The following is a 21,926-nucleotide window of genomic DNA, read 5'->3' as shown; positions in this document are numbered from 1 at the left end:
TGGAGTGCGCGAGCCTCTGGGAAATCTGGTTCGCCGCCACCATTCATACTTTCATCGAGCCTCGCAGAGAGATATCTCTCTGCGGGGCTTTTTGCATGTATAGAGAGCGGCAGCGCTGTCGGCGGCGATGTGCGTCACTGAGTCGTCGCAGAGCGTCGTGCCCGCGACACAGCGACAGCTCGTCGGACGGACTGCGGCAGAATCAGTAGCGGGCGGCGCTATCGTCGGTCTGATTCGGGGTTGTGCTTGCGGCGGTAGGTACCGACCATTTTCCAGAGGGTGTCGTCGATTGTTTCGCCGTCGGCTTCGTCCTCGAGTTGCCGGTACAGGTTCTCCGAGACTTCGATGCGAGGCATCGGGTGTGTATAGCGACCGGGAGTAAATAAATTCTCGCTGACACGGAACCGAGTAAAAGCTTCACGTCTTGTGGTTTCGCGTGATGGCTGAGTGTCACTCGCCGTAGAGCCAGCGCGCGCCGAAGGCGACGAACCAGGCCATCCAGATACAGAAGACGAGGAGCCACGCGCTGTACTGGACCGTCGCGTCGGGGATGAGGACGTACGCGACGACGAGGAGAGCGGCGACGCTCGCGGCGGCCGCGGCGTCCCAGCGACCGGGCGCGGGAGGCGTCACCATCGACTCGGGTTACTGTGAGATGCCGTAGGTGTCGCCCGACCAGTCGCGGGCGGGGAAGTCATACACTGGCTGGTGGTGGTCGATGTCGTCGATGCGCTGGTGGTCCTCTGTGGCGAGGTCCCAGTCGAACAGGTCGCGGTTCGCCCGGACGTGGTCGGGTGAGGAGGACTTCGGAAGCGGGACGACGTCGTTCTCGACGGCCCACTTCAGGATAACCTGTGCCGGCGAGCGGTCGTAGGACTCGGCGATGGCCCGAATCGTCTCGTCGGCGAACACTTCTGTTCGGCCCAGCGGTGCGGCCGCCTCGACGACGGTGTTAGTCTCACGGCAGTACTGTACGACGTCGTCCTGGGTGTTCCACGGGTGGTACTCGATCTGGTTGACGGCGATAGGGACGTCGCTGACGTGGTGGGCGGCGCTGAGCTGGTAGGCGCTGAAGTTAGAGACGCCGACGTTTCGTATCTTTCCCTGGTCGTGGAGCGTAGCCATCGCGTTCAGCGTCTCCCGGAGGGAAATGGTCGGGTTAGGCCAGTGAATCAGGTACAGGTCGAGGTAGTCCGTTCCGAGGCGCTCTAGCGACGCCTCGCAGGACGCGACGACGGACTCGTAGTCGAGGTGTTTCGGCAGGACCTTCGAAGTGAGGAAGACGTCCTCGCGGTCGTAGTCGGCGAGTGCCTCGCCGATAGCGGCCTCGTTGTGGTATCCCTCGGCGGTGTCGACGTGCGCGTAGCCGGCATCTAAACCCGCTCGTACGGAGTCGCCGACGGTGTCGTCGTCGAGGTTCCACGTACCGACGCCGACCGTCGGGAGTTCGTCGCCACTGGGGAGTGTCGTCGTTGGGATGGACATGGTCGGTCGGAGGCCCGCCGACGCTAAAACCGTTTGGACCACGTTCAGTTCCACCCCGCACCCGCGGCTCGAGTTCGGGCTCGCTCGAAACGGTGGTGCCGTGGTATGCAGAACGCCACCGCTCGAACCGAACTCGTCTGCCCCGCCCGACCAGCGGACGGTGGGGCTGTCGCCCACCTCGTCGGTCAGCCGCCGAAGTGGTGTCCCCGCTCGGGGGGTCGCGGGCGACCGAGAAGTCCGACTGGGCGGATGCCGTTCTGGGTTCGGGACGAGAGAATCGCTCGGGTCGTGGCCGCCCGTCAGTAGGGTTGGCTGTGTTCGACCGACTGTCGCTGTGGCGCACCGCTGGAGAGGTCGGCGACGCACTCCCGACAGAACTGGTACCCACGCTCGTTGGTGGCCCCGCAGTGGGCACAGTCGATGGTCTCGACCGCGTCGTCACTGGGGGCCGGCGGCGTCGTTTCGGGGTCGGACTGCGTGGCGCCGGAAGCGGGGTCGCTCTGCCGTCGGTAGGCGTACAGCATCGTCAGTACGTGCAGGCCGACGAGCAGGGCGATGGCGCCGTACAGCCATTCGCTCCCCATCATACGTGATTATACGGTGACGTTATACTTGAGGGTTGTGCATAGTTCACATGCCTCGTCGTCTCTGGGTGCCGTGTGGTGAATGCGGGCCGGGGCGGAGCGCGAGCGTTGAAGTAGGGTGAGGGACCCACCCGCCGTATGTCCACGCTGGAGACCGGTGATCGCTGATGGGTCGTCGGACCCTCGTCCTCGTCGTCCGTGAGGACGGCCGCTTTGACTGCCGGGTCGCACACTGGGGCGTCGACGCCGACCCGTTCGCACAGTCGCGTCCGCTCGGCAGTGCGTGGTCGGCGGCTACCGTCCGAGAGCTGCTCGATGCGACGGTCGAGCAGGTGCTCGTCTGTGACGGCTCGGTCCGCCGGTACTGCGTCTGCTGGCTGGACCCGAGGCTCGCGGACCCCGGGGACGTCGCCCTCGCACGCACCGACGACCCGGCGGCCCTGCGAGCGTGGTGGGTCGAGGAGAAATCTCGGGCCTGTGAGGCCGTCCGCAGCGGCGCCGCCGAGACGGTCCGGGCCGAACTGCTGGCCGCCCTTCGCGAGCGGACCGACGCAGTTCACCTGCCCGACGACGCGCCCTTTTTACGGGGCGCCCGCTAACCGGCAGCCGTGACCGCCGACAGCGCCGTCGAGACACTCAGCTATCCGGCCCCCGACACCGTCTGTGACCTCGTCGAGCGGGCGATAGAGCGGGGGGCGATGGTGACGTTGTTCGGCCCCTGCACTGTCGAGTACGAAGGGCGAGCGGCCAGTTCGCTCGGCCCCGGCGACCGCCACGTGACGCTGAAGCCAGACGGGGCCGCACTGGTCCACACCGACGAGGGCCAGCAACCGGTCAACTGGCAACCGCCGGGGTGTGACCACAGCATCGCCGTCGCCGACGGCGCACTCGTGGTCCGGTCCGAACGGACGACGCCGGAGGAGGAACTCGAGATCGTCTTCGAGACGGTCGCGCACGCGGCGGCCTTCGACGTGAGCGACCCGGAGGAACTGGCCGTTACCGGCACCGAGGCCGACCTGAAAGAGCGGATTCTCGACGCACCGGACCTCGTCGAGTCCGGGTTCACGCCGCTCGCGACCGAACGGGAGACGCCCGCCGGCGCCGTCGACGTCTACGGCGAGGACGCGGCCGGCCGGACGGTCGTCGTAGAACTGAAGCGGCGTCGCGTCGGCCCCGACGCCGTCGGCCAACTCGACCGGTACGTCGAAGCGCTGTGCCGGGACCTACACGCGGACACCGAGGTCAGGGGTATCCTCGTCGCGCCGTCAGTGACCGACCGCGCACGGCAGTTACTGGCCGAGAAGGGGTTGGAGTTCGTCTCGCTGGAACCGCCCTAGTAGACGGCGATGTCGTCGGACGACGAGACGACGACGGTGTGACCGTAGTAGGTAAAGGAGACGTGGCCGACCGTCTCGCTCCCGAACAGCGCGGCTAGTGCGTCCGGGTCTACGGCCGTCGTCAGCGGGGGCAACGCCTCGATAGGGTCGTCTTCGACCGCCGCGACCGCTCGAACGACGGTTTCGGCGACCGAATCCGTCTTCTCGAGCGTCGTCGAGAGGTCCGGCGTGGTCGACGAGGCGTCTGGTGCTGTGTGCATACGTGTCACTAACTGCCAAAGAATAAAACGTGCCTACCTAACTAGTTAGTGGAATGTATTTTCTAACCAACTGTCATCCTCGCTCGACGCTGTGCTTGAGGTCTGCAAGCACGTTCAGCGCCTCGACGGGCGTCATCGTCGCGACGTCGACCTCGCGGAGGGCCCGTTCGAGGCCGTCAGCCGACTTCGTCCGAACCACCTCGGCCGTCTCCGCGCCTTCGTCTGTCGTCCCGTGGCCGTTCGTCGACGGGCGGGTCGCTGTCGGCGTCGAGTCCGGGTTTGCCGGTTCGTCGTCCGGTTCGTCGTCCGCGATGACGGACCGGGATCGCTCGACGACGCTCTCGGGGACGCCGGCCATCTCGGCGACTTCGACGCCGTAGGAGGCCGCCGCCGGGCCGGGTGCGAGTTCGTGGTCGAACACCACGTCGCCGTCCTCCCGACTCGTCTCGAAGTGGCGGTTCGCGACGCCGGCGAGGTCGCTGGCCGCCTCGGTCAGGTCGTGATGGTGGGTCGCAAAGAGGGTGTACGCACCCACTTCGTCGTGAAGGTACTCGGTGACGGCGCGGGCGATGGCCAGTCCGTCGGCCGTCGACGTCCCCCGACCCACCTCGTCAAGCAGGACCAGCGAGTCCGCCGTCGCCTCCCGGAGGATGGTGGCGAGTTCGGTCATCTCTATCATGAACGTCGAGCGCCCGCCCGCGATGTCGTCGCTGGCGCCGACGCGGGTGAACACGCGGTCCAGCACCGGGAGGTCGGCCGACGACGCGGGGACGAAACTGCCCGCCTGTGCCAGCAGACAGACGAGCGCGACCTGTCGCATGTAGGTGGACTTCCCGCTCATGTTGGGGCCGGTGAGGACGGCGAAGAAGGGGTCGAGTTCGTCTGCGTCGGCGTCCCCGAGGGGACCACTCCCGAGGTGGGTGTCGTTTGGGACGAACGCGTCCTCCGTCCGTTCGACGACGGGGTGGCGACCCCGTTCGATGTCGATGCCGTCGCCGCCGATGGTCGGCCGACAGTAGTCGTGACGGGCGGCCACCTCGGCGAAGGAGACGAGGACGTCCAGTCGAGCGAGGCGGTCGGCCAGTGCCTGTACGCGTTCGGCCTCGTCGGCGACGGCGTCCCGGACCCGACAGAACAGGTCGTACTCTAAGTCGTCGGCCTCGCTCTCGGCGCGCAGAATCTCCTCCTCGCGCTCCTTGAGTTCGGGGGTGTAGAACCGCTCGCTGTTCTTCAGCGTCTGGCGGCGCTGGTAGTCCTCTGGCACCGAATCGAGGTTGGCGTTGGTCACCTCGATGTAGTAGCCGTGGACGGAATTGTGGCCGACCTTCAGCGAGTCGATGCCGGTGCGTTCGCGCTCGTCGGCTTCGAGGCTGTCTATCCACTCCTTGCCCGACCGCTCCGTCGAGCGCAGGGCGTCGAGTTCGTCGTCGTACCCCTCGCGGACGACGCCGCCCTCCGTGACCGCCTGTGGCGGGTCGGGGCGAATCGCGGCCTCGATCTCCTCACGCGTCTCCGTCAGCGGGTCCAGCGTCGCGTGGAGGTCCGCCAGCAGGCGGGCGTCGGCGTCGTCGAGGGCGTCGCGCACGTCGGGCACCACCGACAGCGTCGACGCCAGCGAGCGCAGGTCCCGGGCGTTCGCCCGCCCCCGCGAGACTCGCGAGATGAGCCGTTCGAGGTCGTAGACGTCCGCCAGCAGGTCGTGCAGGCGCTCGCGGGTCGCGGGGTCGCGTTGGAGTTCGGCGACGGCCTCGTGGCGCGCGTCGATGCGGTCCACGTCCAGCAGCGGCCGGCGGAGCCAGTCGGTCAACTCCCGTCGGCCGAGCGCACACGCCGTCTCGTCCAGCGTGTCGACGAGCGTGAGGTTCTCGTGACCCCGCACGGAGCGGCGTTCGAACAGTTCGAGGCTCTCGACGGCCACCGCGTCCAGCAGCATGTACTCGCGGGGGTCGTACCGCGTGAGGTGGTTGAGGTAGTCCAGCGTGCGTTCGGGGTCCACGTCGGGGGCGACCGGTTCGCCGTCCGGTCCCACGGCACCCGAACTCCCGCGGGTGTACTCGGCGTAGGAGAGCAGGGCGCCACAGGCGCGTCGCTCGGCGTCGCCGGCCAGCAACCGCTCGGGCGGCCCGAAGTACCGCTCGATGCGGTCCTCGGCCCGTTCGCGCTCGAAGGCGGCGGCGTCGTACTCGGTGACGAGACAGGCCGGGCCGAACACCTCGTCGTCGGCCACGTCGACGTTCGGGCCGACGATGGCCTCGGCGGGGCCGAACCGACTCAGTTCGTCGGCGACGGCCGTCTCGCTGGCGACGCTCGTGGCGTAACAGTCGCCCGTCGAGACGTCGACGAGCGCGAGGCCGTAACCGTTGCCGGCGGCCAGCGCCGCGACGTAGTTGTTGTCGGCCCCGCCGAGCAGTTCCGACTCGGTGAGCGTCCCCGGCGTGACGATGCGGGTGACCGCTCGCTGGACGACGCCGCTGACCTCGTCGGGGTCCTCCACTTGGTCGGCGACGGCGACCCGGTAGCCGGCGTCCAACAGCGTCTCGATGTACGACTCGGCGTTGTCGATGGGGATGCCCGCCATCGGGTACTCCCCGGTGGAGTCGGTGCGCTGGGTGAGCGTTATCTCACAGAGCCGTGCGACTCGCTCGGCGGCGGCACAGAAGGCCTCGTAGAAGTCGCCGACCTGAAAGAGCACGAGTGCGTCGTCGTACTGCTCGCAGAGCTCGTAGTACTGTGCCATCATCGGCGTCAGGTCGTCGTCTAGCTCGGCCATCTGCTCTGGCGGGCCAAGCGCAGCGTCCATGCTCTCAAGGCGGGCCGGGCCGTAGAAATACCCCGCGGTCCGGCCACGCCGCTGTAACGCTTACCTGAATCCACTGCCTACACTCGGGCATGACCACATCCGACCCCGACCGGCCGGTGACGATCCGGACCCGCGCGGAACTGGACGAGTACCTGACCGAGAGCGACCGCGTGCTGGTGATGGTCCGGACCGAGGGCTGTGCCATCTGCCAGTCGATGGAGCCGATTCTCGACAACGTGGTGCGAGCGACAGACGCCACCGTCCTCGTGTTCAACCCTCGCGAGGACTTAGATGCCGTCGCGGCGTTCGACGTCCGTAGCACCCCGACGTTCCTGCTGTTCGTCGACGGTGAGTTGGTCGACCGGCGGGCCGACGGGTTCGTCCCGACGGCGGCCCTCGTCGAGTTCGTCGAGGACGGATGACGGTACGCTTTTAATTTCGCCGGCAGAGTCGGGTACTGATGTCCCTCCGCATCGGTGTCGCGCTCAGTGACGCGGCGACACACCTCGTTAGTCGAACCGGCGCAGTACTTCTCGCGGTGTCTCTCGTCGTCCAGATAGTCACTACGACGATCGTGTACTCGGCGCTCGCGTGGTGGTACGCCAGTCTCGGGCTGGCCGACGCGGCGCGGATGCTCCCGCTGACGGTGGACGTGGCGGCCCCGGTCCTCGGCGCTGGCTACCTCGTGGTGCTCGTCGTCTCGCTGTACAGTTCGGTCGTCGCCGTCCGGACGTTTGTCGCCGGAGCCGGAGCGACGTTCCCGGACGGTGCGTTCACCCGGAACGTCCCGCTGGCGATGGTGAACCTCCTCGTTGGCGGCCTCACGTACAGTCTCGTCGTCGCTGTCGGGTCGCTACTCGTCGTCCCCGGCATCGTCGCCTACGTCGCCTTCCTGTTTATGCTCCCCATCGTCGCCGTCGAGGACCGCAACTTCGTCGACGCGCTACGGGAGAGTTACCGCCGTACGAAGGGCCACTGGGTGCGCCTGTTCGCCCTGATGGTCGTCGTCGTGGCGCTGTCCGGTTTCCTCGGCGGCGTCATCGGCCTCGTCACCTCCCTGTTGCTCCCGTACGAGTTCGCGCTGCTGGCGATAGTGCTCGTACAGACCCCCGTCTCGCTGTATACCGTCGCCGTCATCGCGTCGGCCTACCGGCAGCTACAGGGCGGGACCACTCACTCGTTGGGTGGTCCGAGGGCCGGCGCCGGGCCGGCTTAGTCCTCGGCTGTGAGCCTGACCGTGACGACGGGCACCGGCGAGCGCCGGACTACCTTCTCGGCGACGCTGCCGATGAGGTAGTGGTCTAGCCCGGTTCGACCGTGCGTACCCATCACGACGAGGTCCGACCCCTCGTCCTCGACGTACGCCAGAATCTCCGAGCGCGGGACGCCCTCGACGACGGCCGTCTCGACGGGCACGCTCTCGGGCAGCGCCGAGACGGTGTCGTCGACGGCCTGCTCGGCCCGTTCGCGTTCGGCTTCCGTCCACGCCTCGGCGGAGAGGCCGGCGGTAGGACTCTCGAAGCGGTTGCGCGTGTCGACCACCGAGAGGACGTGGACCGTCGCGTCGAAGCGGTGGGCGAAGTTCCCGGCGTGTTCGGCGGCCGCGGCGATGCCGTCGCTCCCGTCGGTCGGAAGCAGGATGTCGTCGTACATACTCGAAGGGAGAACGTGCCGCGGTTAGAAGGCACCGGCTGCCATCAGGAACAGTGCGACGGCGATGATCGCGAACAGGGCGCCGACGCCCTTCTTGATGAGGCTGGTGTCGAGCGCCGCCGAGACGTAGGGCGCTATCTGGCCGCCGGTGACCGTCGCTGGGACCGTCCAGACGACCATGTTCCACGGCGTCGAGGCGAGATCCATCGTGTGGCCGCCCACGAGGCCGCCGCCGAAGACGTGGACGAGCGAGGCCAGCACTGCGGTCAGCGCGACGACGATGTGGTTCGTCCCGATGGCGACCCGGACCGGGACGTTCGTCCGGAGCATCGAGATGATACCCAGTTCGCCGATACCGAACCCGGCGAGGCCCTGGAAGACCCCACCGATGCTGTAGTTGGCGAAGCGTTCGAGGTAGCCGCCGTGTGAGTAGGTGTAGTCGTTCCCGTCCTTGTCGACGCGCGTGACGGTGCCGTTCTCGTCTTTCTCGACGCCGGCGGGACCGAGTTTGTCGGCGTCGTTCGGAAGGTTGGCGCCGGTGCCGCCGTCCGCGGAGACGCCGGCCTCTTCGTCGCCGGCGGCGCCGGGTTCCTCGTGCCCGAGGTCGGCCTTGAACAACAGGAACGATGCGGCGATGAGCGCGATACCCAGCAGCGCGTGGAACACCGGCGCGGGGATGACGAACGAGAGGAGCGCGCCCGCGACGACGAACGGGATGCCGCCGAGGACGAGGCTGAGCGCCAGCCGGCGGTCGACGAGGCCGTACTGGATGAACGCCAGCGCCGAACTGGAGAGGCCGAACGACTCGCTGATGAGACCGACTTTCACGAGCGTCTCCGGCGTGAGCGTCTCTCCGGCGACGACCGGGAAGACGAAAATGAGGAACGGCACGAACAGCGCCGACCCGCTTATCCCGACCGTGTTGACGATGGTGGCGCCGGTGATGAACGCGAGGAACAGCCACCAGTATTCGAGCCAGTAGCCGGTCCCCGAGCCACTGGTGGGTGCGAAGAAGTACACCCCGAGTACGAACGCCAGTGGTGCGAGGAACACGAAGACGTGCTGGTATTTGAGGAAAGTCTTCTGGATGTGTCCGGACGATGACGACGTGGTCATTGAATCGTGAAACCAGCGTAGAGAATCGGGACTTAAGAGCGTTGTCGTATAGTTCGACGTCTCGGGCGATGATTCGTGACAATTCGACGGTCTGAGTGGACAATAACCATCGTCTCGCTTGCGCTCGCGTGCGCGGTGATAAATCCCTAATGTTTATTGTACCGGGCCGTGTCACTGTGTGACGTAATGAGTTTTCCAGAGGGGCCCACGGAGGCAGAGCAGTCGTACGACGACAGTCACGACGCAGTCGATCGCGCCCCGACGGACGGACTCGTCGCGACGGTACTGCGGGCCATTCGAACCCACGTCGAGACGTGGTCGGACCGCTACGTCGAGATGCGCGTCGAAGCCCGTACCGACCGTCGCTAGCGGCGTCGGTCGACCGTTCTTGCCGACGCTACGCCCGTAGCATCGGGTGTGCCCGCCGCGACGACGGCGACACGACGGCTTTCAGGAACCGCGTAGCCGCTACCGTGACTGTCACCGACACGGTCGGCGGCCGAGATGTCGTCGTCTTCGAAGCCGACGGGTCGCTGTACGCCGACGAGAACGGCGGCTACGCGCTCGAACGAGTTCGCGAAGGGGAAACGAGGTTCGGAGCGGACGAGGCGGTTTGGAGCCCGCTCACGGGCGAGAGCGAGGACGCGCGCTCGCTGCCCCGGCTTCCAGCCCGGACGCTGTTGGCGTGGCAGGACGACCACGGCCCGGACGCGTTCTACGAACCATAACCGCCGTTCTTGGGTCGCTCGACGGCTGTTTCGAAGTCGGAGAGCGACTCTCCGGAGACGACGCTCGCTGGGCGCGAAACCACTAACACGATACTCCCCGAGAAGCCGGTATGGACATCGAGCGCATCGCGGTCCACGAGTCGGCCGGACAGGCGTTCCCCATCCCGGCGTTGGTCGAGTCGCTGTCGTCGCTGTCGGTACCTGTCGAACGGACCACGGACGGCGAGACGTACGGCCCCGGCGACTGCGTCGTCACCTTCTCGCCCCGCGAGGCGTTCCTCGATGCGGCGTGGATCCACGGGGTGCGGGCGGGATACGACGAGTTCGACACGGCGGCCTACGAGGCCAGCGGCACCGCCCTCACCAACAGCACGGGCATCCACGGCGACACGGTGCCGGAGACGGTGGTCGGCTACCTCACCATGTTCGCCCGCCGCCTCCACGTCTACCGGGACCAGCAACGCGAGCGCGTCTGGGACCACGAGGCCTACGAGGTCCCGTTCACCCTGACCGGCGAGCGCGTCTGCGTCGTCGGCCTCGGGACCATCGGACAGGGAGTCGCGCGGCGGGCCGACGCGCTGGGGATGGACGTGGTCGGCGTTCGGCGCTCGGGCGACCCCGTCGACGGCGTCGAGCGGGTGTACACGCCCGACGAACTGGGCGCGGCCGTCGATGACGCCCGGTTCGTCGTCCTCGCCGTCCCGCTGACCGACGCCACCGAGGGACTGGTCGACGCCGCCGTCCTCGACGCGATGCCCGCGGACGCCTACCTCGTCAACGTCGCTCGCGGTGACGTCGTCGTCGAGGAGGCCCTGCTGTCGGCGCTGGCCGACGAATCTATCGCCGGCGCCGCTATCGACGCCTACTGGGAGGAACCGCTCCCCGAGGACCACCCGCTGTGGGGCTACGAGAACGTCGTCATGTCACCGCACTGTGCGGCCTTTACGAACCACTACCACGAGGACATCGCCGGACTCGTCCGCGAGAACGTCGAGCGGGCGATGCGCGGCGAGTCACTCCGGAACCGCGTCGCCTAGGTCCCTTCGACCAGCCGTTCGAGCTGTTCCGGCGGTACCGCCCCGCGAGCGGCGTAGCCGTCGTAGGCGAACGTCGGGACGCCCGTGACGCCCTGTCGCTGTGCGGCGGTGAACTGCTCGCGGACCGTCGCCCGGAGACTGTCGTCGTCGAGCGCCGAGCGCACCTCGTCGGCGTCGACGCCGGCCTCCTCGGCGAGTTCGACCAGCACGTCCTCGTCGCCGATGTCGCGGCCCTCCTGCCAGAGCGCCTCGAAGACGGCCACGTCGAAGTCGAGCCACGTCTCGTAGTCGTAGTGCTCCTCGACGTAGTAGGAGACGACCTGCGCCGGCAGGGAGTCGACGTCGGTGGCGATGTCGAGGTCCATCTCCACGTCGTACTTCTCTTGGAGACGGCGGACGCCCTGCTTGGCCTGCTCGTAGTACTCGTCGTCTTTCCCGTCGTCGACGGAGTGATCGATGGTGCCGTCGGGATTGCGCTTCTGGCTCCGCAGGTCGAACGGGTGCCAGTCTATCTCCAGTTCGGACTCCCGCGTCGACTGGTACTGCCGCAGGGACTCGCGCCCGAGGTAACAGAACGGGCAGACGTAGTCCGAGTACACCGTGATACGCTCGCTCTCCTGTGTCTCGCTCATACCGACGAGGTACCCCCTCGCTCGGTAAGAGCGGGACCCGGTCGTGTCCGAACATCGCACAACCGTGGTGTCGCCCGTCGATCAGTCCCTGAGGTGTGCGGCGACGGCGTCTACGTGGCCCTGTCCGACGACGGCGACCACGTCCCCACGCGCCCGGAGCGTCGTCAGTCGGTCGGCCATGTGACGCTCGCGGGCCGTCGTGCGGACGTCGGCCGCAGGCGGCGGGTCGAACGCCGAGCGCATCGCCTCGGCCGTCTCCATCAGCGCTCGCTCGTCGGCGGCCTGTCGCTCGGCGTCGTCGCTCCACCCGGCGTCGTACACCGTCGGGACGTCGACGGTCACCTGCAACGCCGTCAGCGCGGTGAACGCGGCAGCCACCCGGCGGGTGAATGCCGTCTTCGTGAGTGAGAGAACCGATCGGGCCGTGCTTCTGACCGTCGCCAGCGATGCGCGCTCCCGGTGGAGGGCGGCCACGACGCGGCCCAGAAACGCCAGTGACGGGCCGTCGACACCGACGACTTCCGCGCCGTCGGCCGCCTGTATCGCGGCGCTCATCTCCCCGCCGAAGGTGGGCGGTGTCATCGCGTCGGTCGCGTGGTGTTCGAACAACGGCACCGCAAGCGGCGGGAGTTCGAGCGCCAGTACCGCCGGAGACTCGCGGTCGACCACCGATTGCACGCGGTGTGCGCTGGCCGGGTGGTCGTGGAGCGTCCCGACGAGGACGACGTCCCCGTCGGCGTCGCTACCGGGGACACGGTCGAGACACTCCTCACGGAGGCGGGGGTCGCTCATCGAGTCGTCGCTTGACTGCACTGCGGTAATACTGTAGTATCAGGCCGAACAGAGACATTAACGTTCCGCCACTGTCGTGCGTACTGATAGCAATCCGACCGTGTCTCGGTGGGCAGACGCATCACCGGTCGGTACGGAACGTGAACGTCGATTGTACCGACCCTGCCTTGTATATGCGTCCCGCTCGAAGCCGCCTGCATGGCAGACGACCGCGTCATCGAACTCCTCCGGCAGGCGTACAGCGACGAGATAGAGACGGTGATGAACTACCAGACGAACGCCATCGTCCTCGATGGCGTCCGCGCCGAAGAGATAAAGGAGAGCCTCAAGCAGGACATACAGGAGGAACTGGGCCACGCCGAGCGACTCGGCCAGCGACTCAAGCAACTCGACGCGCAACCGCCCGGCTCCGGCGAGTTCGTCGCGCGGCAGGACTCCCTCCAGCCACCGGCCGACTCGACGGACGTGCTGTCGGTCATCGAGGGCGTCCTCGACGCCGAGAACGACGCTATCGACACCTATCACGATCTCATCGACGCCGCCGAGGCGGCGAACGACCCCGTGACGGAGGACCTCGCGGTCACCCTGCTTGCCGACGAGGAGGCCCACCGGACGGAGTTCCGCGGGTTCCGCAAAGAGTACCGCAACGACTGAGCTAACGCCGCCTTAGGACACGGTAAGGGCGGGTGGTTCGTCTCGCCCGCGCAGTTCTCTCAGTATAACAATACCCGCTGTCTCGGCACAGGGTAGTGCAATGGCACGAAGCAACCTGACCGAACGAGACGAGGGGAAACGAGTCGTCAACGCGGAAGGCGAGGCCGTAGGCATGATATCTGGATTCCGCGGCGGCGATGCCTTCGTCGACCCTGACCCGGGGATCACAGACAAGATCATGTCGCGACTCGGCTGGGAGGACATCGACGAGGACGACTACAAACTCGACCCCTCGAAAGTCGACACCATCACCGACGACGAGGTCCGACTCAAGCCTAACCTGTAGTGGTTCTCACGGACGCCCCGAGGGGGGCGTGGTCCTTCGACCGTTTCTCACGCTCTTACGACCTCGATTATGCCTCCACGGCGTCCAGTAGCGTCTCGACTCGCTCTACTACCGTCTCGCTGTCGACCGCGAGCAGGGTGACGCTCCCGGCGACGCCGACCTCGCCCCGGTCGACGACGGCGACGGGCGAGTCCGCGCTCGCTTCGAACGCCTGCCCGACGCCCCATGCCGTCGCTGGCGTGGCGGCGACGTCGCTCGGTCGGTCGCTCGGGTCGTACCCCGAGACGGAGCCATCGAGGTCGTCGAGGGCCGTTTCCACGGCGTCGGTCAGGCGGCAGTTCACGGCGTATCGCAGGGCGGGGTCGTGTTCGCGAGCGGCAAGCAGGACCTGTGCGACGGTACTCCCTGCGCCGAAACGCACGCCCCGATTCGGCCGGACGCCGTCCATCGTCCGGGTGATGCGGCCCTCGACGGCGGCCACCTCGTCCGGCGTCTCGGCGTAGGGCGTCGCGCCGGCGACGGTCATCCCCACCTCGGGGACCAGCGGCGAGACGTCGCGGTCGACGAGCGCGGAGACGGCCCGCTCGACGGCCTCGCTGGTGTCGTTGCGGGCGGCCTCGTTGCGCGTCTCGACCATGTGGTGGACCGCGCCGGGGCCCTCGCCCACGTCGAGGTTGTACCGCACCGCCCGAGCGAGCAGGTCGATGCCGGCCGCGACGGCGTCGCCGAGGTCGTCGCCGTGGGCCAGTCTGGTGGCGATGGCCGAGGAGAGCGTACACCCCGACCCGTGAGTGGCCTCGGTGTCGACCCGGTCGTGGCGGAACGTCGTCACCGAGTCGTCGGTCACCAACACGTCGACCACCTCGTCGCCGGGGACGTGTCCGCCCTTGACGAGGGCGGCGTCGGCCCCCAGTTCGACGATGTCCCGGCCGGCCGCCTCGGCGTCGCCGGGGTCGTCGATGGTCCGGTCGGTCAGCACCTCGGCCTCGTCGGCGTTGGGCGTGACCAGCGCCGCCTCCGCGATGAGGTCCTCGTAGGCCGCCTCGGCCTCGGGTTCCAGCAGGCGGTCGCCCGACGTGGCGACCATCACCGGGTCGACGACGAGGTTCGGCAGGGGCGTCTCCTCGACCACGAGGTCGATTACGTCGCTCACCGCGAGCATCCCCGTCTTGACGGCGGCCACGTCGAAGTCCTCCCGGACCGCCCGAATCTGGGCCTCGATGGCGTCGGTCGGCAGGAGGTGGCTCCCCCGTACGCCGGTCGTGTTCTGTGCGGTGACGCTCGTGATGGCGCTGGTGCCGAAGGCCCCGCCGGCCTCGATGGTCTTCAGGTCCGCCTGGATGCCGGCGCCGCCGCCCGAGTCGCTCCCCGCGATGGTGAGTACGACCGGCGGCGTGACCGGTGCGTCCGCGCGTGTCATGTTCGAGGGCTGGACCGGCGGCCCCAAAGCGGTGCTGGTCTGGCAGGTCCGCGCGTGACAGCGAGCTGGCGAAACCACCACCCCGTACGCCGTCCTAGTATGCTAATAATACTTCATATCACACCCGAGAAACGCTTATGTATGAGAACCTCCCACACCCGGTGTACGACAATGGAACCGGCTCCGAACGACTCCGGCGAAAACGACGAGCAGTACGGCAGTTTCACGACCGGCGGCGGCGACGTCGTCGTCTACGACACCGACAACCCTGAAGCGTGGCTTCAGTCCAGCTATGCCGTCGAAGTAGGTACCTCGTCGGAGCGAACAAGCGCGTAACTATTCCTGCAGTTTCCCCATGTACTCCTCGAAGGTCCCCCAGAAGGGGTCGACCCCGGGGTGGTCCGTGGGTTCACCGTCGACCACTAACCCGCTTCCCGCAGTGACGACGCCGGCGTCGGCCGCCGGGATGCCCTCCGCGTCGAGTGCGTCCAGCACGTCGTCGACGCCGTCGGGGTCGACGGCCGCCAGCAGGGTCCCCTCGCTGATGGAAATCCACGGGTCGATGCCGAAGAACTCGCAGGCTTCGCGCACGCCCGGCTGGATCGGTACCTTCTCGGTCTCCAGTTCGACGCCCACGTCGGCGGCGCGGGCCATCTCGTAGAGGCCGCCGTAGATGCCACACTCGGTGGCGTCGTGCATCGCGTTCACCGGCCCGGCCGCGGCCGCGGTCAGCGCGTCTTTCACCGGGCTCATGTCGTAGAAGCGGTCGGTGGCGTCGGCGATGTCGTCGGCGTCCATCTCGGCGTCCATCAGCGACTCGAACTGGATCGAGAGCAGGCCCGTCGCCTCGATGGCCGGCCCCTTCGTGACGACGATACGGTCGCCGACCTGCGCGCCGTCCGGTCGGACCAACTGGTCGAACTCGCCGACCGAAATCGCGGTCGCCCCGCCGACCATCGGGTAGTTACATCCCGCGTAGCGGCCGGTGTGGCCGGTGACGACAGAGACGCCCAACTCGCGGGCCTCCGCGTCGAACGTCTCCCAGACCGTCTGGAACTCCTCGTTGGTGATCTCCGGCGGGAGGTTGAAGTCGACGGAGAGGTGCGTCGGCGGCAGGCCCGATACCGCGACGTCACTCATCAGGATGTGGAAGGCGAACCACGCCGCGCGCTCGAACCCGAGCGAGGGCATCACGAACACGGGGTCGGTCGCCATCGCGACGGCTTTCTCGCCCACGTCGACGACGCCGAAGTCGACGCCGTGTTGCGGGCCGAGCGTCACGTCCTCGCGGTCCGCACCGAGGTTCGGGTAGATGTACTCGCCGAAAAAGTCGCGGTCGACTTTACCTAGCTCTGGCATGACGCTGGCTACTACGCGGTGGTACTAAGGGGTGGCTATCGACTGAATCCCGACTGTACGGTCGCTACAGACGGCGACTGACGGCGGCCGCGAGTACCAGCAGGAACGCCACCAGCGACCCCACGACGGTAAAGCCGGGGGCGGACTCGCCGGTCGTGGTAGTGGTCGGCGTCTCCGTCGCCGTCGTGGTCGCGGCCGGCGCGGTCGATTCGTTGGCCGGCGTGACCGTCACCGCGACTGGCGGGGCCCCGTTCGCGGAGAGGAACACGTCGCCCGGCACCGGGAGGGAGACGCCGTTTGCCACACGGGTCGTGTTCTCGGGCGGGAGCGACACCTCGCGGGTCGCCACCGTCTCGTCGTCACGCGTGAACACCACCGTCCCGTCGGCGGGCACCCGCGCGTCGTTGACCACCGTCGCAGTGACGACGACGGACCCTCCCTGTGTGGCCGTGCGGGAACTGACTTCGACGCCGGTGACGCGGGCCTCGGCCGGCCGTTCGACGACGACCGTGACGTTGTCGCCGTCGACGCTCATCACGTACTGGCCGGGCGTGGTGAACGTGTGCGAGAGCGGCACGACCGTCTCGTTGCCGGGGCCGATGCGCCCGTCCTCGCTCGCCACGGTCGTCCCGTTGCGGTCGAGCGTCGCGTTGTAGGTGCCCTCGGTGCCGCCGGCGTTGCGCACTATCGCGTCGACGGTCAGCGTCTCGCCGGTCGCGAGCCGTATCGGCGTGGTGTTCGTGAGAGACGTGGTCCGGTAGGGGCCGCTGACGTGGTACCCGCTGTCGGCGGTCGCGTTGGGGAGGGCGTAGCCGATTCTGGCGGGCAACTGCCCGAACACGCGGGCGTGAACCGTTTGGTTCCACATCGTCACGCTACCCGTCGTCTCCGTGTAGTCGGCCGTCTCCGCCCGCGCGCGGTCGCCGCCGGCCCGTTCGACCGCGCTCAGGAGCGTCTCCTGTGTCACCGGCCGGTTCAGTCCGTTCAGCCGCCTGAACGTCGCCTGGAACGTCGACTCCTTGTCGGTCTGGCGGCGTACCTCCTCGTCGACGCGACCGGCCACCAGCGGGCCCTTGACGTAGTTGGCGTTGCGGTCCCACGTCGAGGGGTCGGAAAGCACCACGTCGGCGTAGACGGCACGCTGGCCGTCGTCCATGGCGTCGCGGAACGCCGCGAAGTCGATGCGGTCCTGTTCGAGCGTCAGGAGCGCCGCGTAGTACACTGCCGTCCCCTCGGTCAGCCAGCGCGTCTCGCGGGTCGTCGTGAACGCCTGCCGACTGTGGACGTACTCGTGAAGCCAGACGTTGTCCGGGGTGTCCAGTGACTCGGTGTCGCGCACCCAGAAGTCCGAGCCACCGGTCTCTAGTCCCCGGACGCCCCAGTCGACGCCGTCTGTCGGGGCGGCGACGACGAACACGTCCTCGTCGCGGTCGCCGACCTGCAGGGCGTCGGAGGCGTTCACGAGCGAGTCGAGTATCTCGGTCGGCGATGTCATCAGTTGGGCTCGCTCGGGCACCGCGAGGCGGAACGTCTGCCCGTTGTCGGTTCGCTCGAAGGTGGCGACCGGGCCGAGATACACCAGTTGCTCGCCGGCGGCGCCCGCCCCGGCCGTCGTCACGTTCTGTCGGAAGACGACGGGGTCGGTCCCGGTGTACCGCCACCGCGTCGGGGTCTGGGACCGGCTGATGAGCGCCCACTCGCCGGCGTCGACCGCGATGTACTGGCCGTCGGCGCCTTCGGGTCCGCTCTGCTCGATGGTCCGGTTGGGTTCGATGCGGTAGTCGATGGTCGCCGCGTCTGTCGTGCCGTCCCACTCGAAGGTGGTCTCGTTGACCCGCTCGAAGCCGTCGGCGTCGACGCTCGTCGCGTTGGCCGGGATCTTCGTCTCCAGAGAGACCACGCGGTCGGGTATCTCGTAGGTCAGTTCGACCGCCACCTCGCCGGGGGTGTCCGGGGTCAGCGCGTAGGTCTGGGTCTGGCGGATGGCGTCCTCGTCGGCGACCTGTGTCGTGGTGGCCGCCGCTCCCGCGGTCGGTGGCGAGACGCTCGCGGGATGCCGCTCCGGGTACTCGACGGCGGCGCTGTCCGGCGGACGCATCTGCTGGGACGCCTCGCCGGTCCCGGCCGCTGGCGCGACCGACGTGAGAACGAGTAGGAGTGCGACGGCGACGGCCACCCCGCCACGCTGCGCCACGCGCATTGTCTCTCTGTACCGTCTCCCCGTTGATATAGCTGACCGCTCAGGCGGTCTCTAACCGGGCTTCGATGTCGTCGAACACGTCGGCGACCCGTGTCTGGATATCGTCACGAATCGCCCGGACGGCCTCGGCGTCCTGCCCGTCGGGGTCGTCCAGCGCCCAGTCGCGGACCTCGACGTCGGCGTCCAGCGAGAGGGTCGAACACCCCATCGTGACGACGAGGTCGCAGGCCTCCAACTCCTCGGTCGAGACTTCGCGCGGGGTCCGCTCGGCGAGGTCGATGTCGAGTTCCCGCATGCTTTCGACGACCTCCGGGTGGACGTGGTCCGCGGGATGCGTGCCGCCGGTGACGACCTCGACGTGGTCGTCGAGGCCGCGCTTCTCGACTTCTCGCTCGGCGAAGGCCGTCGACATCTGGGAACGGCCGGCGTTCTGTACGCAGACGAAGGCGACCCGATAGGTCATCGGTCGCCTCCCGTGGCGACCCGCATCGAGGGTCGCATTCGGGTGCCGGTTCGAGCGAGACGAGACAGGGCTCGTCGCGCCGGCGGCGCGACGGCGTTCTGTACGCAGACGACGGCGACGCGGAACGTGTCGGTCATGATGGTGCCGCGGATTCTCTCCGCGATAGCCGAGGGTTGTTCGACTCGACATATGGCGATTTCGGTGCGCTCCGGTCTCTATACCGCTATCGAGAGCTATATTGTCTGTCCGCGGGTGTCGTCGGACTCGCTCACCCGAACGCCGTCTCCCCGTCCGTTCCCGCAATCCTTACGCCGGGGACGGACGGAGCATTGGCCATGACAGAGGCGACGGGTATCGTCGGGGAGTTCCTCTCGCTCAAGGAGGAGACCGACGCCGACATTCTGACGATGCAGTGCGGCGACTTCTACGAGTTCTTCGCCGAGGACGCCGAACTGGTCGCCGAGGAACTGGACCTGAAGGTGAGCCAGAAGTCCTCCCACGGCTCGTCGTACCCGATGGCCGGCGTCCCGGTCGACGATCTGACGCCGTACGTCTCCGCGCTGGTCGAACGGGGGTACCGCGTCGCCGTCGCCGACCAGCACGAGACGGCCGACGGCCACGCCCGCGAGATAACGCGCGTGGTGACGCCGGGCACGCACCTCGAAACCGGCGACGCCGCCGCCCAGTACCTCGCCGCCGTGGTCCGCCAGTCCGGCCGGGACGGCGACAGCTACGGACTGGCCTTCGCCGACGTGACCACCGGCCAGTTTCAGGTGACCCAACTCGACGACGCCGACCCCGGCGCCGTCCTCACCGAACTGTACACGTTCGCCCCGGCGGAGGTCCTGCCCGGCCCCGACCTGCGGAACGACGACGACTTTCTGGACGCCCTCTCGGAGCGCTCGGACGCCGCCGTCTCGCTGCACGCCTCGGAGGCGTTCGCGCCCGGCCGCGCCCGCCACCGGGTGCGCGAGCAGTTCGGCGCCGAGACGCTGTCGAGCGTGGGCATCGCCGACGACGACGCGGCCATCGCCGCCGCCGGCGCCGTCCTCTCGTACGTCGAGGAGACCGGCGTCGGGACGCTCGCGGCCGTCACCCGGTTGCAGGCCTACGGCGCCCGCGAACACGTCGCGCTGGACGCGACTACCCAGCGGAACCTCGAACTCACCGAGACGATGCAGGGCGGGAAATCGGGGTCGCTGTTCGACACCGTCGACCACACGACGACGGCCGCCGGCGGGCGACTCCTCCGGCGGTGGCTCCAGCGCCCCCGTCGGGACCGCGGCGAACTCCACCGCCGCCAGTCCTCGGTGGCGGCGCTGACCCGCGAGGCGATGGCCCGCGAGACGATTCGGGAGACCCTGTCGGACGCCTACGACCTCGAACGACTGGCCTCCCGTGCCACCTCCGGCAGCGCCGACGCCCGTGACCTCCGGGCCGCCCAGGAGACGCTGGCACTCCTTCCGCAGGTGGCCGACGCCGTCGAACAGACCGAGCGACTGGCCGAGTCGCCGCTGGCCGACGCGCTCTCGGGCGCTGACCGCGAGGCCGCCGCCGAACTGGCTGCGGAACTGGACGAAGCCCTCGTGGAGGACCCGCCGGGCACGGTCACGCAGGGCGGCCTGTTCCGCCGCGGCTACGACGACAGTCTGGACGAGATTATCGACGACCACGAGAGCGCGCTGGAGTGGCTGGAGACGCTCCCCGACCGCGAGAAAGAGCGCACCGGCATCACCCACCTCTCGGTCGACCGTAACAAGACCGACGGCTACTACATCCAGGTGGGGAAGTCCGAGACGGACAGCGTCCCCGAGGCGTACGAGGAGATAAAGACGCTGAAGAACTCCAAGCGCTACACCATCCCCGAACTCGACGAGAAGGAGCGGGCGGTCCTGCGACTGGAGGAGCGCCGCCACGACATGGAGTACGACCTGTTCGAGGACCTCCGTGAGCGGGTCGCCGAGCGCGCGACACTCATGCAGGACGTGGGTCGGACGCTCGCCGAAATCGACGCGCTGGCGTCGCTAGCGGTCCACGCCGTCGAGAACGACTGGACGCGGCCGGACGTGACCGACGGCGAGGAACTGTCCATCGAGGCCGGTCGCCACCCCGTCGTCGAGCAGACCACCGAGTTCGTCCCCAACGACCTCTTCTTGGACCGCGACCGACAGTTCCTCGTCGTCACCGGCCCCAACATGAGCGGGAAGTCCACCTACATGCGACAAGCCGCACTCATCACCCTGCTCGCGCAGGCGGGGAGTTTCGTCCCCGCGCGGGACGCCACCGTCGGCCTCGTGGACGGCATCTACACCCGCGTCGGCGCACTCGACGAACTCGCGCAGGGCCGTTCGACGTTCATGGTCGAGATGCAGGAACTGTCGAACATCCTCCACTCCGCGACCGAGGACTCGCTGGTGATTCTGGACGAAGTCGGCCGGGGGACGGCGACGTTCGACGGCATCAGCATCGCGTGGGCGGCGACGGAGTACCTCCACAACGAGGTGCGCGCGAAGACGCTCTTTGCCACACACTACCACGAACTGACGACGCTCGCGGACCACTTAGAACGCGTCGAGAACGTCCACGTCGCCGTCGCCGGCGAACCGGAGTCGGCGGGCGAGGACGGCGTGACGTTCCTCCGGACCGTCAGGGACGGCCCGACCGATCGGAGCTACGGGATTCACGTCGCCGACATGGCCGGCGTCCCCGGCCCGGTGGTCGACCGCTCGCAGGAGGTGCTGGACCGCCTGCGCGAGGAGAAGGCCATCGAAGCGCGCGGGAGCGGCGGCGGCGGTGGCACGAAACAGGCCGTCTTCGACCTCTCCTCGGGGACGTTCGGCGGGGGGGCTGGCGGCGAACCGACGAGCGCCGACGGCGGCGCGGCCGAGACAGTCGACGAGGACACGCTCACGGACCGATTCGGCGAGGACGCCGAGGAGGTGCTCTCGGCTCTCTCCGCCCTCGACGTCACCGAGACGCCGCCGGTCGAACTGATGGCGACAGTCCAGCAGTGGCAGGACGAGCTAGACGAGGCGTGAGATAGTCTCCGACGCCCCTCTC

General features: G+C 68.1%; 26 protein-coding genes. 11 read left to right on the top strand and 15 right to left on the bottom strand.

Annotated features, from left to right (window positions below; all coding sequences use genetic code 11):
* Positions 1–218: 218 nt before the first annotated feature.
* The 4 genes from NDI85_RS08650 to NDI85_RS08635 all read right to left on the bottom strand — a co-directional run bounded on the left by NDI85_RS08650 (position 219) and on the right by NDI85_RS08635 (position 2,072).
* Entirely contained in the window at positions 219–356 is a 138-nt protein-coding gene (locus NDI85_RS08650; protein ID WP_166968190.1) for a hypothetical protein, read from the bottom strand.
* A 94-nt stretch (positions 357–450) separates the two neighbouring features.
* Complete coding sequence (locus NDI85_RS08645; protein ID WP_310915520.1) at positions 451–636, bottom strand: hypothetical protein; 186 nt, start codon at positions 634–636, stop codon at positions 451–453.
* Between the two features lie 9 nt (positions 637–645).
* A complete protein-coding gene (locus NDI85_RS08640; RefSeq protein WP_310915519.1) occupies positions 646–1,485 on the bottom strand; it encodes an aldo/keto reductase in 840 nt (279 codons plus the stop codon).
* A 299-nt stretch (positions 1,486–1,784) separates the two neighbouring features.
* Complete coding sequence (locus NDI85_RS08635) at positions 1,785–2,072, bottom strand: zinc ribbon domain-containing protein (RefSeq protein WP_189000473.1); 288 nt, start codon at positions 2,070–2,072, stop codon at positions 1,785–1,787.
* A 164-nt stretch (positions 2,073–2,236) separates the two neighbouring features.
* On the opposite strand from NDI85_RS08635, the gene NDI85_RS08630 reads away from it, so the two are divergent.
* Together NDI85_RS08630 and nucS are read left to right on the top strand one after the other, a co-directional pair.
* The gene (locus tag NDI85_RS08630) at positions 2,237–2,668 is read left to right on the top strand and encodes a hypothetical protein (RefSeq protein ID WP_310915518.1); all 432 of its coding nucleotides are present in this window, start codon (positions 2,237–2,239) and stop codon (positions 2,666–2,668) included.
* Between the two features lie 9 nt (positions 2,669–2,677).
* Positions 2,678–3,406, top strand: coding sequence for an endonuclease NucS (nucS, locus tag NDI85_RS08625; protein WP_310915517.1), 729 nt, complete (start codon positions 2,678–2,680; stop codon positions 3,404–3,406).
* On the opposite strand, the gene NDI85_RS08620 is transcribed toward nucS, so the two are convergent.
* Entirely contained in the window at positions 3,403–3,666 is a 264-nt protein-coding gene (locus NDI85_RS08620; protein ID WP_189000482.1) for a HalOD1 output domain-containing protein, read from the bottom strand. The two genes, nucS and NDI85_RS08620, sit on opposite strands and share 4 nt — an antisense overlap.
* A 73-nt stretch (positions 3,667–3,739) precedes the next feature.
* On the bottom strand, positions 3,740–6,466 hold the full coding sequence (mutS, locus tag NDI85_RS08615; RefSeq protein WP_310915516.1) for a DNA mismatch repair protein MutS: 2,727 nt from the start codon (positions 6,464–6,466) through the stop codon (positions 3,740–3,742).
* Between the two features lie 89 nt (positions 6,467–6,555).
* Here mutS (NDI85_RS08615) and NDI85_RS08610 point away from each other — a divergent pair, with 89 nt between their 5' ends.
* Positions 6,556–6,888: a thioredoxin family protein gene (locus tag NDI85_RS08610; RefSeq protein WP_189000486.1), complete on the top strand. Its 333-nt coding sequence runs from the start codon at positions 6,556–6,558 to the stop codon at positions 6,886–6,888.
* Positions 6,889–6,926: 38 nt separating this feature from the next.
* Entirely contained in the window at positions 6,927–7,682 is a 756-nt protein-coding gene (locus NDI85_RS08605) for a hypothetical protein (RefSeq protein ID WP_310915515.1), read from the top strand.
* Here the strand turns inward: NDI85_RS08605 and NDI85_RS08600 are convergent.
* The gene (locus tag NDI85_RS08600) at positions 7,679–8,119 is read right to left on the bottom strand and encodes a universal stress protein (RefSeq protein WP_310915514.1); all 441 of its coding nucleotides are present in this window, start codon (positions 8,117–8,119) and stop codon (positions 7,679–7,681) included. The two genes, NDI85_RS08605 and NDI85_RS08600, sit on opposite strands and share 4 nt — an antisense overlap.
* 24 nt (positions 8,120–8,143) lie before the next feature.
* Entirely contained in the window at positions 8,144–9,235 is a 1,092-nt protein-coding gene (locus tag NDI85_RS08595; protein ID WP_189000496.1) for a sulfite exporter TauE/SafE family protein, read from the bottom strand.
* Between the two features lie 186 nt (positions 9,236–9,421).
* Between NDI85_RS08595 and NDI85_RS08590 the strand changes: the two genes are divergently transcribed.
* The 3 genes from NDI85_RS08590 (at position 9,422) to ddh (ending at position 11,000) form a co-directional block, all read left to right on the top strand.
* Positions 9,422–9,604, top strand: coding sequence for a hypothetical protein (locus NDI85_RS08590; RefSeq protein WP_189000500.1), 183 nt, complete (start codon positions 9,422–9,424; stop codon positions 9,602–9,604).
* 104 nt (positions 9,605–9,708) lie between these two features.
* Positions 9,709–9,963 (top strand): hypothetical protein, encoded by a 255-nt coding sequence (locus tag NDI85_RS08585; RefSeq protein ID WP_189000502.1) that lies wholly within the window; start codon positions 9,709–9,711, stop codon positions 9,961–9,963.
* A 110-nt stretch (positions 9,964–10,073) separates the two neighbouring features.
* Positions 10,074–11,000: a D-2-hydroxyacid dehydrogenase gene (gene ddh, locus NDI85_RS08580; RefSeq protein WP_189000504.1), complete on the top strand. Its 927-nt coding sequence runs from the start codon at positions 10,074–10,076 to the stop codon at positions 10,998–11,000.
* Here the strand turns inward: ddh and NDI85_RS08575 are convergent.
* A complete protein-coding gene (locus tag NDI85_RS08575) occupies positions 10,997–11,632 on the bottom strand; it encodes a DsbA family oxidoreductase (RefSeq protein WP_310915513.1) in 636 nt (211 codons plus the stop codon). The two genes, ddh and NDI85_RS08575, sit on opposite strands and share 4 nt — an antisense overlap.
* Before the next feature lie 81 nt (positions 11,633–11,713).
* Positions 11,714–12,424 (bottom strand): hypothetical protein, encoded by a 711-nt coding sequence (locus tag NDI85_RS08570; RefSeq protein WP_310915512.1) that lies wholly within the window; start codon positions 12,422–12,424, stop codon positions 11,714–11,716.
* A 198-nt stretch (positions 12,425–12,622) separates the two neighbouring features.
* On the opposite strand from NDI85_RS08570, the gene NDI85_RS08565 reads away from it, so the two are divergent.
* Both NDI85_RS08565 and NDI85_RS08560 read left to right on the top strand, forming a co-directional pair.
* Positions 12,623–13,078: a ferritin-like domain-containing protein gene (locus tag NDI85_RS08565; RefSeq protein ID WP_189000513.1), complete on the top strand. Its 456-nt coding sequence runs from the start codon at positions 12,623–12,625 to the stop codon at positions 13,076–13,078.
* 100 nt (positions 13,079–13,178) lie between these two features.
* The gene (locus tag NDI85_RS08560; RefSeq protein WP_189000516.1) at positions 13,179–13,424 is read left to right on the top strand and encodes a PRC-barrel domain containing protein; all 246 of its coding nucleotides are present in this window, start codon (positions 13,179–13,181) and stop codon (positions 13,422–13,424) included.
* 67 nt (positions 13,425–13,491) lie between these two features.
* On the opposite strand, the gene thiD is transcribed toward NDI85_RS08560, so the two are convergent.
* A complete protein-coding gene (thiD, locus tag NDI85_RS08555; RefSeq protein WP_310915511.1) occupies positions 13,492–14,844 on the bottom strand; it encodes a bifunctional hydroxymethylpyrimidine kinase/phosphomethylpyrimidine kinase in 1,353 nt (450 codons plus the stop codon).
* Between the two features lie 171 nt (positions 14,845–15,015).
* Here thiD and NDI85_RS08550 point away from each other — a divergent pair, with 171 nt between their 5' ends.
* Entirely contained in the window at positions 15,016–15,180 is a 165-nt protein-coding gene (locus NDI85_RS08550; RefSeq protein ID WP_189000523.1) for a hypothetical protein, read from the top strand.
* Here NDI85_RS08550 and NDI85_RS08545 read toward each other — a convergent pair whose 3' ends face one another.
* From NDI85_RS08545 to NDI85_RS08530, 4 genes are all read right to left on the bottom strand, one after another.
* Positions 15,181–16,203, bottom strand: coding sequence for an AIR synthase family protein (locus NDI85_RS08545; RefSeq protein WP_310915510.1), 1,023 nt, complete (start codon positions 16,201–16,203; stop codon positions 15,181–15,183). It lies immediately after the preceding gene.
* A 64-nt stretch (positions 16,204–16,267) separates the two neighbouring features.
* Positions 16,268–18,403 (bottom strand): peptidase, encoded by a 2,136-nt coding sequence (locus tag NDI85_RS08540; protein WP_310915509.1) that lies wholly within the window; start codon positions 18,401–18,403, stop codon positions 16,268–16,270.
* A gap of 40 nt (positions 18,404–18,443) precedes the next feature.
* The gene (locus NDI85_RS08535; protein ID WP_189000558.1) at positions 18,444–18,866 is read right to left on the bottom strand and encodes a low molecular weight phosphatase family protein; all 423 of its coding nucleotides are present in this window, start codon (positions 18,864–18,866) and stop codon (positions 18,444–18,446) included.
* Positions 18,863–19,003: a hypothetical protein gene (locus tag NDI85_RS08530; RefSeq protein WP_189000560.1), complete on the bottom strand. Its 141-nt coding sequence runs from the start codon at positions 19,001–19,003 to the stop codon at positions 18,863–18,865. The genes NDI85_RS08535 and NDI85_RS08530 overlap by 4 nt, the downstream gene beginning before the upstream one ends.
* A 198-nt stretch (positions 19,004–19,201) precedes the next feature.
* Between NDI85_RS08530 and mutS (NDI85_RS08525) the strand changes: the two genes are divergently transcribed.
* Positions 19,202–21,904 carry a DNA mismatch repair protein MutS gene (gene mutS / locus NDI85_RS08525; RefSeq protein WP_310915508.1) on the top strand — a complete coding sequence of 901 codons (2,703 nt, stop codon included), beginning with the start codon at positions 19,202–19,204 and terminating at the stop codon, positions 21,902–21,904.
* Positions 21,905–21,926: the final 22 nt, after the last annotated feature.

The organism is Haloarcula sp. S1AR25-4, from assembly GCF_031624555.1.
Classification (GTDB): Archaea; Halobacteriota; Halobacteria; order Halobacteriales; family Haloarculaceae; genus Haloarcula; species Haloarcula pellucida.
The sequence above is the reverse complement of the archived record's forward strand: the minus strand, read 5'-3'. Positions and strand labels throughout refer to the sequence as shown.